The sequence below is a fragment of the Asticcacaulis sp. genome (genome assembly GCF_051954415.1).
In the GTDB taxonomy this organism is placed as follows: domain Bacteria; phylum Pseudomonadota; class Alphaproteobacteria; order Caulobacterales; family Caulobacteraceae; genus Asticcacaulis.
Window position 1 is genome coordinate 113,210 of the sequence record NZ_JBQCHT010000026.1, and the last position, 13,443, is coordinate 126,652.

The window sequence follows — 13,443 nt, forward strand, 5'->3', positions numbered from 1 at the left end:
TGCGGGGGTAATGTCACGGCGCTTTCCAGAGGGCTTTCTGTGGGGCTGCGCCACCGCCGCCTACCAGATCGAAGGCGCGCCCACGGCCGATGGCAAGGGCCCCAGCATCTGGGATCGCTATGCCCACACCCCCGGTATGATGGCGAACGGCCATCATGGCGATATCGCGTGCGATCACTATCATCGCTTCCGCGAAGACATCGCCCTGATGGCCCAACTGGGAATGCGGGCCTATCGTTTCAGCCTGTCCTGGGCGCGGCTTCTCCCCGAAGGGACTGGCCGGATCAATTCCGCCGGCGTGCAATTCTATTCCGACCTGATCGATGACTTGCTGAAACACAATATCGAACCGATGGTCACCCTGTTTCACTGGGACCTGCCCGCCGCGCTTGATGACCGGGGCGGTTGGCTGAATCGTGACTCAGCCGACTGGTTCGCCGAATATGCCCGCGTAGCGTTCGGGGCTTACGACGGCCGGGTGAAAAAATGGATCACCATTAACGAACCCTGGGTGGTCAGCGATGGCGGTTATCTGCGCGGCACCATAGCCCCCGGACACCGCAACCGTTTCGAGGCGCCGATCGCCTCACATAATCTGATGCGGGCGCATGGTGCAGCGGTCAAAGCTTATCGGCAGATTGGCCGGCATCAGATCGGCCTGGCGGTCAATATAGAGCCGAAATACGCCGCCAGCGCCACGCCGGAAGACATGGCGGCCACCCATCGCGCCTCGGCCTATATGAACGAACAGTATCTTGATCCGGCTTTGCTCGGCCACTACCCGCCCGCCTTGCGCGAGATCTTCGGCCCCGCCTGGCCCGACTGGCCGGAAACGGATTTCGACCTGATCCGCCAGCCTGTCGATTTCCTCGGCATCAACTACTATACCCGCGCCGTGGTCCGTCATGACGCGGCGGATGATCTGCTGAAAGCCGCTGCCGTCCGACAGCCGAATGCCATATATACCGAGACGAATTGGGAGGTTTTTCCGCAGGGCTTTACCGATACGCTGCTGTGGGTACGGCAACGCTATGGCGACATACCGATCTACATCACCGAAAACGGCGCCGCCTTCCCTGATCCGCCCGCAGCCGCCGACGGCGAGGTTCATGATCCGCAGCGGGTCGATTACCTGCGCACCCACCTGCTGGCCCTGCATGAGGCCATCCGCCAGGGCGTCGATGTGCGCGGCTACATGGCCTGGTCCTTCATGGATAATCTCGAATGGTCGCTGGGCTATGCCAAGCGCTTCGGCCTAATCCATGTCAATTTCGAGACGCAGGCGCGCACACCCAAGACCAGTGCCCGCTTCTACTCACAGGTCATTGCCAGCCACGGCGAATGCCTTGACCAAGATACAGTCCGGGGAAACACATGACCGCAACACAGGCGCGCGACGCCGATCATTTCGTTATCGTCGGCGGCGGCACCGCTGGCTGGATGGCCGCCGCCTGCCTGGCACGCCTGCTGCTGCGCACACCCGGTCCCAAAAAGGTCACCCTGGTCGAATCCGAGGATATCCTCACCATCGGCGTGGGGGAAGCCACCGTCCCCTCCATTCAGGACATGCTGCGTTATCTGAATATCGATGAAGCGGATTTTGTCGACGCCACCGACGCCACTTACAAACTGGCCATCCGTTTCAGGGACTGGAGTGCCCCCGGCAGCGATTTTTTCCACGGTTTCGGTGAACTGGGACCGACCGTCGACAACCTGCCGCTGTTTCAGCACTGGCTGCGCGAAAAGATCGCCGGGGCGCCCGCCCCTCCCCTGTCCGACCTCAGCATGTCGGCCCAACTGGCCCTGCATAACCGTTTCGCCAAGCCCACGACGAACGGCAACTCACCGCTCTACATGGCGGGCTATGCCTATCATTTCGACGCCGGCAAGGTGGCGCAATACTTGCGCGGCTATGCCGAGGCCAAGGGCGTGCGGCGGATCGAGGGCCGGATCATCGAGGTAAAGCAGGACGCTCAGGGTGATATCGCCGGTCTAAGGCTGGCTGATGGCCGCGAGATCGCCGGCGATTTCTTCATCGATTGCTCTGGCTTTGCCGGCCTGCTGATCGAGAAGACCTTGGGATCAGCCTATGAGGACTGGTCGCACTGGCTGCCGTGCGACCGGGCCGCGGCCATGCCATCTCAGGCCACGCGCCCGATCACGCCCTATACCCTGGTCACCGCCCGCGCCGCTGGCTGGACCTGGCGCATCCCCCTGCAATCGCGGACCGGCAACGGCTATGTTTATGCCAGCCGGTTCTGCAACGACGAGACGGCTCGTCGGACCCTGACCGATTCCGTTGACAGCGCGCCCGTGGCCGAACCTCGGCTGCTCCGCTTCATGCCCGGCCGGCGGCAGCAACCCTGGCTCCGGAACTGCCTGTCGCTCGGCCTGGCGTCAGGCTTCCTCGAACCGCTGGAATCGACCAGCATCCACCTGATCTTCGCCAACCTGTTCCGCTTCTTCGATTATTTTCCACGCACGGTGGACTGCGCGATCCTGAGCCAGGGCTTCAATGCCCGTTCGGTGCGGGAGATCGAGGAAATCCGCGCCTTCCTGATCCTGCACTACAAAGCGTCTCCGCGCCGCGACACGGATTTCTGGCGATATGTCACAGGGATGGATATTCCTGACTCCCTCTCTGCCAAGATTGAGGTTTTCCGTCAGCAGGGCAAGCTGTTCGCCGACTATTACGACTTTTTCAAACCGGCAAGCTGGATGGCCATTTATGACGGACTGGGCGTCGTACCAGATGGGGCCGACCCGCTGGCGGCGCTGGTGCCACAAGACAAGGCCCGCGCGATCCTGCACGATGTCACCGACGGCATCCGACAGGCAGCCCTGACGGCGCCCGCTCACGAGGCGGCGCTTTCCGCGTTGCTCAAACGCGCGCTTTAAGCCGGGTAAAGGCCTGTCCGCCGGCATCGAACAGATAAGCGTCACCGGCGGCAAAGCACAGGCGCAGGGCGTCATCATGCCTGACCGGCTGGCCGCCGGGCAAAAGCGCGCAGACCGGCTGGCCGGCGTCTGCCAGCAGGCTGTAGACCGCCTGCATCCCGCCCAGGGTCTCAACAACATCAGCCGTGACATTGAAACCATTCGCCCCCTTGCCGATGGCCAGGGCATCCGGCCGCACGCCGAGCGTTACGCGGTCGCCGATATGGGCCCGGCCGGCTTCAACCGCCGCCGACACCACATCGCCCGACACCAGCCGGACCTTGACGGTCGACTTCGTTATGGCGGCAATCTCGCCCGCCAGCAGGTTCATGCGCGGCGAACCGAGAAATGACGCCACGAACAGGTTGCGCGGCGCGTTATAGACCTCCATAGGCGTGCCGACCTGCTCGATCGCGCCGCCATTGAGCACCACCAGGCGTGACGCCAGGGTCATGGCCTCGACCTGATCGTGGGTGACATAGATCATGGTCGTTTTCAGTTCCCGGTGCAGGCGGGCAAATTCGTGGCGCATATGGACGCGCAGGCCGGCATCGAGATTGGACAAGGGCTCGTCAAGCAGGAACAGGCGCGGCTGCCGCACAATGGCGCGGCCGATGGCCACGCGCTGCCTCTGGCCGCCGGAAAGTTCTTTTGGCCGCCGGTCGAGCAGGTCTTCGATACCGAGCAGTTTTGCCGCCTGGCCCACCGCTGCCGTAATTTCGGCTTCCGGTCTTTTGGCCATGCGCAGGCCGAAGGCCATATTGTCGCGCACATTGAGGTGCGGATAAAGGGCATAGGACTGGAAGACCATGGCGACGCCGCGCTGGGCCGGCGACAGCGACAACGCGCTCTGCCCCTCGATCAGGACATCGCCTTCGGTCGGCGCCTCAAGCCCTGCGATAACGCGCAGAAGCGTGGACTTGCCGCAGCCGGATGGCCCGACAATGACCAGGAATTCGCCATCGGCAATGGCCAGGTCGATTTCCTTCAGGGCGGTCTGCGTCCCGAATGCTTTTTCCAGCCCAATTAGCGCGACATTCGCCACTTTGTATATTCCCGCCTTTTTAGCCAGACTACGCGGCGGAGTGATTAATCACAAGGTCATCACGTCATGTAAACGATGTAAATCAAACTGTTACCAGAACAGCCCCTGGCTGCCGTAAACAGCCTTGCCAAATTTATTTTGCAGGCGCTAACCTTTTGGCGAATGGCCAAGACCGTCAACGTGCTTATCATCGACCCTGACGAAGCCCGCGCCGAACAGGTGGCGGAAGGCGTTCGTGCGGATAATGGCGACCAGGAAACCGTCATCCGCCAGGAGCGGCATTTCGAACTGCGGATGCTGCGTGATTTCGACCCCGACATGGTGATCATCGCCTGCGAAAGTCCGGACCGCGACATGCTGGAAGCCCTGCAGGTCGCCAATGAGCAGGTGCCGCGCCCGGTGGTCATGTTCGTCGATCGCTCCGACGACAACGCCACGGCCAAGGCGCTGGAAGCCGGGGTGGCCGGCTATATTGTCGATGGCTTCAATCCGAAGCGCATTTCCTCGATCCTGACCGTGGCCGCGCAGCGCTTCGTCGTAACACAGGGGCTGCGCAAGGATCTCGACAAGGCCAAGGCCGACCTCGCTGCCCGAAAGACCATCGACCGCGCCAAGGGCGTGCTGATGGCCTCGCGCAATCTTTCCGAAGACGATGCCTACAAGGCGCTGCGCAAACATGCCATGGATACCGGCCGGCCCATCCAGGCCGTGGCCGCCGATATCCTGGCCGTAAGCGATCTCCTGAAACCCGGTGACAGCCAATGACCGAACTCAAAATCGCCTACAGCCCGCTGAATGACGCCGCCCTGATCCTGGTGGCCGAGGCGCTGGGATTCTATGACAGCGAGGGCCTGAACGTCACCCTGATCCGCGAGGCCAACTGGTCGAACATCCGCGACAAGCTGGCCTATGGCATGATCGACGCCGCCCACATCCTGGCGCCCATGCCGTTTGCGGCTGCGCTGGGCTTGGGGCCTTCGATGGGGCGGATCATCGCGCCGATGGCCCTGGGCGCCAACGGCAATTCGGTGCTGGTCTCGGCCAAACTCAAGGCCCGGCTGGAGGATGGCGGCCGGCTGGACACCTCGCTCCTTGGCAGCGCCCGTCTGCTGGCGCGCGAGGTCGATCGCCGACGCAAGGAGGGTCTGGGGCGTCTCGTCTTTGCCGTGCCCTTCACCTGGTCGCCGCACCATTTCGTCCTGCGTCACTGGGTGGCCTCGGCGGGTCTTGATCCCGAACGCCAAATCCAGTGGATTGTGGTGCCGCCCTCGCGCATGGCCGACATGATCAAGGATGGCGTGATCGACGGTTTCTGTTCCGGCTCGCCCTGGCCGCAGGCGGCGCAACTGAACGGCCATGGCGAAATTCTGTTCTCCGATCCTGACTACTGGACGCTCAAGCCGGAAAAGGTGCTGGGCGTCCGCGCCGCCTGGGCCGAGGCCAATCCGGAGGCGACCATCGCCCTGACCCGCGCCTTGCTGCGTGCCGGGCAATGGGCCAGTGCGCCGGCGCACCGCGAAGACCTGATCCGCATCCTGGCGCGAACAGCCTCGGTCAATGCCCCCTGGAAGGCCATCGAACTGGCGCTGGATGGCAGCGGGCTGACCTTTGATCCGCAGACCGCCACCTTCCCGTGGATCAGCCACGCAAAGTGGTTCATGGGCCAGATGGTGCGCTGGGGGATGCTGTCATCGGACCATGATTTCGACCAACTGGCGCGCCACGTCTACCGGCCGGACCTGTGGCGCGAGGCCGCTGCGCCGCTGGGACTGGATTGCCCCGTGGCCGATGAAAAAACCGAGGGCGGACAGGCGGCCGGCTGGGAAATTCCGGCAAAGCCACATAATATCGTCATGCCGGCCAATCAGTTGTTCGATGGCGGGGTCTTCCGCTGCGCCTGATAATTATCACAGATTTGTGATTTCAAATGCAACCAAACACCCTTCGCAATTGCAATATGTGCCTTTGCTTTGCGGGCCGCCTGAAAGGCAGTATTTGTGATATTTTTAACTCAAGAACTTTTTGCGGCGCAATATATTCCGAATAAGGATTGACGAAGCCCCGCCGCCTGCCAATTCTGCACAGGCGATCAATGGAGATCGTCAGACTTCCGGCCCGGTGCGCCAATGGCGGTGCGCGGTGCCTATATCAGACAATGACGTCTCAGACATGTTCACCGGTAACGGTGGCCACGGCTGGGACGTTTTTTTTGCTTTCAACCGGGGATATGGCGTGAAATTTTCACTTTACCAAACAACGGCCCTGACGCTTCTCACGGCCCTCACTATGGCCGGAACGGCACAGGCGGAAGACAGCTTCAGCACGGCTCTGGCGGCGTCAAAGCCGATCGTCGAGTCAAACCTGCGGTCCGAGCAGGTCGATCAGCAGGGCTTCGCAGAAAAAGCCGACGCCCTGACCTGGCGCAACCGCATCGGCATCCAGACCGGCGATTTCCACCACCTCAAGCTCCTGGTCGAATTCGAGAACGTCACCGCTCTCACCAGCGACTACAACTCGACCACCAACGGAAAGACGGCCTATCCGGTCGTTTCCGATCCTGAAGTCACAGAGCTAAATCGGGCCCAGATCGTCTGGAGCCCGACGGCCGCTACCACGCTCACCGCCGGCCGCCAGCGCATTATTCTCGATGACGGCCGCTTTATCGGCAATGTCGGCTGGCGCCAGGACGAGCAGACCATGGACGGTATTCGTCTGGACAGCGGCATAGGCAAGCTGAAATACAGCGTCGCCTATCTCAGCAAGATCAACCGCGTTCTGGCCGAGAGCAAGGACTGGAATTCGGATAGCTGGGTGGCGAATGCCAGCTACAGCTTCAGCGACCGCCTGAAACTGACCGCCTTCGATTACGCCCTTGATTTCGATAATGCCGCTGCCTCCTCCACCAATACCTGGGGCTTGCGCGCGACAGGCGGAACCAAGGCTGGTGCGCTGAAGCTCACCTATGCCGGCCAGTATGCCCGCCAGAGCGATTACGGCAACAACCCCGCCAATTTTGATTTGCAGGAATATATGGTCGAGGCCGGTGCCACCTATGGTCTCGCCACCTTCAAGGTCAATTACGAATCCCTTGGCGGCAATGGCACGGTCGGTTTCGTCACGCCGCTCGGCACCAACCATGCCTTCCAGGGCTTCTCCGACGCCTTTTCCGGCACCGGCGGCAATAAGACGACCGTCAACGGCATAGACGACCTGAACTACAGCCTGAGCTTGGCTCTGCCCGTCAAGCTGAAGCCGACTTTAAGCCTCGTCTATCACGACCTGACGACCGCGCGCCTCGATCAAAAACTGGGCCAGGAATGGGATGCAGTCGCCACCATCGCCCTCACACCGCACCTTTCCGCCCTCGTCAAATATGCCGATTTCGATTCGGCTGGTGGTTCCGCGCCCGCCTCACGGCGCAAGACTTGGATCGCCTTGCAGTATAAACTTTAATCATCGTTGAAAGTAACCGCTATGATTTCCAAGGATTTCTTAAAATCGGGCCACACCCCGACCCTCTTCTCTTCCTTCCTGTACTTCGACATGAGCTTCATGGTCTGGGTGCTGCTGGGCGCGCTTGGCGTCCAGATCGCCAAGACGCTGGGCCTGACACCCGCCGAAAAAGGTTTCATGGTCGCCGTACCGATCCTTTCCGGCGCCGTTCTGCGCGTTGTCAACGGCGTGCTGGTCGATCGCATCGGCCCCAAGAAAACCGGCGGCATTGCGCAACTAATCGTCATTGCCGGGCTGCTGGCGGCCTGGCTGCTGCACATCAATAATTATGGCGGCGTGCTGGCGCTCGGCGTGGTGCTCGGCATGGCCGGCGCGTCGTTCGCCGTCGCTCTGCCACTGGCCTCGCGCTGGTATCCGCCGAAATATCAAGGGGTTGCTCTGGGTATCGCCGGCGCCGGCAATTCCGGCACGGTGCTGGCCTCTTTGTTTGCCCCGACGCTGGCCAAGATGTTCGGCTGGACGAGCGTTTTCGGCCTGGTCGCCATTCCCCTGATCATCACCTTCGCCATCTACATGGTGATGGCCAAGGATGCGCCCGATCAGCCGCCGGCCAAGACCACCGCGCAATATCTCAATATCTTCAAGCAGCCCGATGCCTGGTGGTTCATGTTCTTTTATGGCGTCACCTTCGGCGGCTTTGTCGGCCTGTCCTCCTCGCTCAACATCTATTTCAACAGCGAATACGGCATCGATCCGATCCGGGCCGGCTTCTTCACCGCCGCCTGCGTCTTCGTCGGCTCCCTCGTCCGTCCGATCGGCGGGGCGCTGGCCGATCGCATCGGCGGCATCCGGACCCTCAGCGTCATGTACACGGTGGCGGCCGCTGGCCTGGTTGTCCTCAGTTTCGGTATGCCGACCATCTGGACGGCCGTGGCCGTGCTGATCGTCGGCATGGGTGCGCTCGGCATGGGCAATGGCGCGGTTTTCCAGCTTGTGCCGCAGCGTTTCCGCAACGAAATGGGTATCATGACCGGCCTGGTCGGCATGTGCGGCGGCATCGGGGGCTTTTATCTCGCCGCCTCGCTCGGCCTCGCCAAGCAGGCCACCGGTTCCTACCAGATCGGCCTGCTGGGCTTCGCTGCCCTCGCCCTGGTGGCACTCGCGGGCCTCAGCTATGTCAAGAAGCGCTGGCGCACAACCTGGCACGTCTTCGGCGCGGCGGATGCGAAGATTTAACATCCACCCTTCGCATCGCACAAAATCAGATAACCGCATTTTCCATGTTGACAATCGCCACAAACCGCATAACCTCAAAGACCTGATCACTGTCGATCAACCACATTCGCGCTTCTGAAACCAACGGCGGTTTCCGCGGCGCACCATCAGGACAATGGAGTCCCGAACCAGCTTTCCAGCAATGGAAGGCGTGGTTCGGGGCTCTTTTTTTTGCTCAAAGGGTTCGAGTAATGACCACACAGAAAGAGCGTATCGTCATTATCGGCGCCGGCATGGCCGGGGGCCGTATTGTCGAGGAAATTCTAAAACGCGACGATACCCGTTTCGAGATTTCGATCATCGGTGCCGAACCATGCGCCACCTATGACCGCATCCAGCTATCGCCGGTTCTGGCCGGGGAAAAGACCTTCGACCAGATCGTCACCCATAGCCAGGACTGGTACGACAGCAACGGCGTGAAGACGCACTTCGGTTACTGGGTGCAGTCGATCGAAACCGCGGCCAAGCATGTCGTGCTGCACGATGGCCAAACCATCGCCTATGACAAGCTGATCCTGGCCATGGGCTCCGACCCGATCCGCCTGCCCCTGCCTGGCTCGGACCTGCACGGCGTCGTCGCCTTCCGCGACCTGATGGATGTCGACCTGATGACCCAGGCGGCCAATAGTGGCGGTGAAGTGGTGGTGATCGGTGGCGGCCTGCTCGGCCTCGAAGCTGCCTATGGCCTGGCCAAGCGCGGCATGAAATCGACCGTCATTCATCTGGTCGATGTGCTGATGGAACGCCAGCTCGATGAGGCCGCCGGTCGGTTGCTGGAAAAGGCCCTGCTCGATCGCGGTGTCATTTCGGTGCTCAATGCCCAGTCCGAAGCCATCCTTGGCGAAACTCATGTCGAGGGCCTGAAGCTGAAGGACGGCCGCATTATCCCGGCCTCCCTGCTGGTCATGGCCGTCGGCATCCGCCCGCACGTCGAGCCGGCAAAGTCTTCCGGCCTGGTGGTCGAACGCGGCATCGTGGTCGATGACCAGATGCGCACCTCGGCCCCGGACATCTTCGCCATCGGCGAATGCGCCCAGCATCGCGGCCAGTGCTATGGCCTGGTGGCGCCGATCTGGGACATGTGCCGGACGCTTGCCGATGTCCTGACCGAAAAGAATGTCGACAATGCTTATGCCGGCACGCAGATGGCCACGCGCCTCAAGGTCTCCGGTGTTGACCTCTATTCCGCTGGCCAGTTCAGCGGCGGGGAAGCCTGCGAGGACATCGTCTTCCGCGATCCAGGCCGCGGCGTCTACAAACGCATCGTCATCAAGGACGATAAGCTGGTGGGTACGGTCCTCTTCGGCGATGCCGCCGATGGCGGCTGGTATTTCGATCTGATGAAAAAGGGTGAGGACATCGCGCCGATCCGCGACACCCTGATCTTCGGCCAGGCCGTAACGAATGCGCTGGCCGGCCAGGACCCTTCTGACGCCATTGCGGCATGGCCCGACGACACGGAAGTGTGCGGCTGCAATGGCGTATCCAAGGGTCAGGTGGTGGCGTCGATCTCCGCCGGCAATGATACGCTCGACAAGGTGCGCGGCCACTGCAAGGCTTCGGCCAGTTGCGGCTCCTGCACCGGCATTGTCGAAAGCCTGTTGAAATGCACCCTGGGTGACGCCTTCAAGGCCCAGACCGGCCCGAAGCCCGTCTGCAAATGCACCGATCATGGCCATGCGCATGTCCGCAAGGCCATTATCGAGCAGGATCTGAAGACCTTGCCGGATGTGATGCAGGCTCTGAAATGGAGCACGCCTGATGGCTGTTCCTCGTGCCGCCCGACGCTGAACTATTACCTGCTGTGCGCTTGGCCGCGCGAGTACAAGGATGATCCGCGTTCGCGCTTCGTCAATGAACGCAATCACGCCAATATCCAGAAGGACGGCACCTATAGTGTAGTCCCGCGCATGTGGGGCGGTATGACCTCCTCCAAGGAACTGCGCGCCATTGCCGATGTGGTCGATAAATTCAATGTACCGATGGTCAAGGTGACCGGCGGCCAGCGCCTCGATCTCTTTGGCGTGAAAAAGGAAGACCTGCCCGCCGTCTGGGCCGATCTCAATGCCGCCGGCATGGTTTCCGGCCATGCCTATGCCAAGGCCCTGCGCACGGTGAAGACCTGCGTTGGTTCGGAATGGTGTCGCTTCGGCACCCAGGATTCGACCGGCCTCGGCGTCAAGCTGGAACAGGCGACCTGGGGCAGCTACATGCCGCACAAGTTCAAGATGGCCGTCTCCGGCTGTCCGCGCAACTGCGCGGAAGCCACCATCAAGGACTTCGGCGTTGTCTGCGTCGACAGCGGCTATGAACTGCATGTCGGCGGCAATGCCGGCATCCACCTGCGCGGCACCGACCTGCTGACCAAGGTGGCGACCGAGGCCGAGGCGCTGGAATGGTCGATGGCCTTTGTCCAACTGTACCGCGAGGACGCCTGGTACTTAGAGCGCACCGCCCCGTGGATTGAGAGAGTCGGCCTTCAGTTTGTCAAGGATCGCCTGGCCGAGCCCGAGATGCGCGCCGCCCTGGTGGCTCGTTTCCTGGAAAGCCAGGCGGTCTATCAGGTCGATCCTTGGGCCGAACATGCGCCGCTTTCCGCCCCTGCGAAAGTCTTCTCACCGCTTGCCGATCTCCGTGACGGCGTTGTCCAACCGGAGCCTGCCGAATGAATGCAAATGTCACGATTAACTGGACGGATGTCGGTGCGGCTATCGAGGTGGTCCCGCAAAGCGCTCGCCGCGTCGAGACCGTCATGGGCGCCATCGCCGTCTTTCGCACGGTGGCCGACGAATACTACGCCGTCTTCGACAAGTGCCCTCACAAGGGCGGCCCTCTGTCGGAAGGCATAGTCCATGGCCGCGCCATCGCCTGCCCGCTGCACAACTGGTCGATCTCGCTGGAAAGCGGCGAGGCCCTCGGCGCCGATGCGGGCAAGGGTTGCACCCCGACCGTGCCGCTGAGGATTGAGGAAGGACGCATTCTGCTTGGATTGAACTTTTAGATCTCCCCCTCTTGGAGGGGGAGCTTGGAAATGGCGTCAGCCATTTTCAAGAGGGGGTAAATCCTAGCCGGCCGTTTACCCCCTCCGGCGCTGCGCGCCACCTCCCCCTCCAAGAGGGGGAGATCTAAACAGCCACCGTACGGATACTTCTCCATGTTCGAGTCCGCCCCAACCGTCACGATGAAAACCACCTGCCCCTATTGCGGGGTCGGCTGTGGCGTGAAGGCGGACCTGACGGACAATCGCCGGATGACGGTCAAGGGTGACGAAACCCATCCAGCGAACCAGGGGCGCCTATGCTCGAAAGGCACGGCGCTCGGCAACACCTTTGGCCTTGAAGGCCGGCTGCTTGAACCAAAAATGCGTAAAAACGGCACGTTAGAGGCCGTATCATGGGATGAAGCGCTCGATACCGTGGCGCATAAATTCAATGCTATCATCGCCGAACACGGCCCCGATGCCGTCGCCTTCTATGTCTCCGGCCAGTTGCTGACCGAAGACTATTACGCCGTCAACAAACTGGCGAAGGGCTATATCGGCACCGCCAATGTCGATACCAATTCGCGTCTGTGCATGTCCTCGGCGGTGGCGGCGCACAAGCAGGCCTTCGGCGCCGACTTGGTGCCCGGCACCTATGAAGACCTCGAACTGGCTGATTTGCTGGTCTTTTCAGGCCACAACGCCGCCTGGACCCATCCCGTGCTCTATCGTCGTATCGAGGCCAGACAGAGCCAGATGCGCGTCTGCATCGATCCAAAGCGCACCGACACCGCCAAGGCCGCCGACCTGCACCTGATGATCCGGCCTCAAACTGATGTGCGGCTGTGGAATGGCCTGTGTGCCCACCTGATCGCCCGCAACACCGTCGATCACGACTTCATCGACCAGCACACCCAGGGTTATTCGCGCCTGATGGCGGCGCTTTGCGAGGATGACCAGAGCCTGGATGCCATCGCCCATGACTGTGGCATTTCCCCGGCTGATCTAAAAGTCTTTTACGATGCCTTCCTGCACACCGAAAAGACGGTCAGCCTGTTTTCCATGGGATCGAACCAGTCGAGCCAGGGCGTTCACAAGGGGCTGGCCCTGATCAATGCCCACCTGCTCTCCGGCAAGATCGGCAAGCCCGGCGCCGCGCCTTTCTCCATCACCGGCCAGCCTAATGCGATGGGCGGCCGTGAGGTCGGCGGTCTGGCCAATATGCTGGCCGCGCACATGGATTTCGACGATGCCTCGAAGGCCCTGGTCCAGCGCTACTGGCAGTCGCCGACCATCGCGCCGAAGCCCGGCCTGAAGGCGGTCGATATGTTCGAAGCCGTGCGCACCGGCAAGGTCAAGGCGATCTGGATCATGGCCACCAATCCGATGGTTTCCATGCCAGATGGCAACCGCATCCACGAGGCGCTATCCAATTGCGAAATGGTCGTGGTCTCAGATGTTATCGCCCGCACCGATACCATGGACATGGCGCATATCCAGCTTCCCGCCGCCGCCTGGGGCGAAAAGGACGGCACGGTCACCAATTCGGAGCGCCGGATCTCGCGGCAGCGGCCATTTCTGAGGGCGCCAGGGGAAGCCAAGCCGGACTGGTGGATCGTCACGCAAGTCGCGCGTCGGATGGGTTTCGCGGAAGCTTTTCCCTATGCGCGTCCGGCGGATATTTTTCGCGAGCATGCGGGTCTCTCCGCGTTCGAGAACGGCGGCACCCGCGACTTCGATCTGAGTGGTCTCG

Annotated in this window: 10 protein-coding genes; 9 read left to right on the forward strand and 1 reads right to left on the reverse strand. The window is 61.6% G+C overall.

The window, feature by feature from the left end:
* Positions 1–10 precede the first annotated feature (10 nt).
* Both ACTHND_RS09615 and ACTHND_RS09620 read left to right on the forward strand, forming a co-directional pair.
* Positions 11–1,378, forward strand: coding sequence for a GH1 family beta-glucosidase (locus tag ACTHND_RS09615; RefSeq protein WP_440177730.1), 1,368 nt, complete (start codon positions 11–13; stop codon positions 1,376–1,378).
* Positions 1,375–2,898, forward strand: coding sequence for a tryptophan halogenase family protein (locus ACTHND_RS09620; RefSeq protein WP_440177731.1), 1,524 nt, complete (start codon positions 1,375–1,377; stop codon positions 2,896–2,898). Before ACTHND_RS09615 ends, ACTHND_RS09620 begins: the two co-directional genes overlap by 4 nt.
* Here the strand turns inward: ACTHND_RS09620 and ACTHND_RS09625 are convergent.
* A complete protein-coding gene (locus ACTHND_RS09625; RefSeq protein WP_440177732.1) occupies positions 2,882–3,982 on the reverse strand; it encodes an ABC transporter ATP-binding protein in 1,101 nt (366 codons plus the stop codon). The genes ACTHND_RS09620 and ACTHND_RS09625 overlap by 17 nt on opposite strands.
* 162 nt (positions 3,983–4,144) lie before the next feature.
* Between ACTHND_RS09625 and ACTHND_RS09630 the strand changes: the two genes are divergently transcribed.
* From ACTHND_RS09630 to ACTHND_RS09660, 7 genes are all read left to right on the forward strand, one after another.
* Entirely contained in the window at positions 4,145–4,747 is a 603-nt protein-coding gene (locus ACTHND_RS09630; RefSeq protein WP_440177733.1) for an ANTAR domain-containing response regulator, read from the forward strand.
* Positions 4,744–5,883 carry an ABC transporter substrate-binding protein gene (locus tag ACTHND_RS09635; protein WP_440177734.1) on the forward strand — a complete coding sequence of 380 codons (1,140 nt, stop codon included), beginning with the start codon at positions 4,744–4,746 and terminating at the stop codon, positions 5,881–5,883. Before ACTHND_RS09630 ends, ACTHND_RS09635 begins: the two co-directional genes overlap by 4 nt.
* A gap of 331 nt (positions 5,884–6,214) precedes the next feature.
* On the forward strand, positions 6,215–7,435 hold the full coding sequence (locus ACTHND_RS09640) for an alginate export family protein (protein ID WP_440177735.1): 1,221 nt from the start codon (positions 6,215–6,217) through the stop codon (positions 7,433–7,435).
* Positions 7,436–7,456: 21 nt separating this feature from the next.
* Complete coding sequence (locus tag ACTHND_RS09645; protein ID WP_440177736.1) at positions 7,457–8,671, forward strand: nitrate/nitrite transporter; 1,215 nt, start codon at positions 7,457–7,459, stop codon at positions 8,669–8,671.
* 230 nt (positions 8,672–8,901) lie between these two features.
* Positions 8,902–11,379 carry a nitrite reductase large subunit NirB gene (gene nirB, locus ACTHND_RS09650; RefSeq protein WP_440177737.1) on the forward strand — a complete coding sequence of 826 codons (2,478 nt, stop codon included), beginning with the start codon at positions 8,902–8,904 and terminating at the stop codon, positions 11,377–11,379.
* Positions 11,376–11,711, forward strand: coding sequence for a nitrite reductase small subunit NirD (gene nirD, locus ACTHND_RS09655; RefSeq protein ID WP_440177738.1), 336 nt, complete (start codon positions 11,376–11,378; stop codon positions 11,709–11,711). Before nirB ends, nirD begins: the two co-directional genes overlap by 4 nt.
* A 153-nt stretch (positions 11,712–11,864) precedes the next feature.
* Positions 11,865–13,443, forward strand: a 1,579-nt coding sequence (locus ACTHND_RS09660) for a molybdopterin-dependent oxidoreductase (protein WP_440177739.1), incomplete at its 3' end; no start/stop codon positions are given.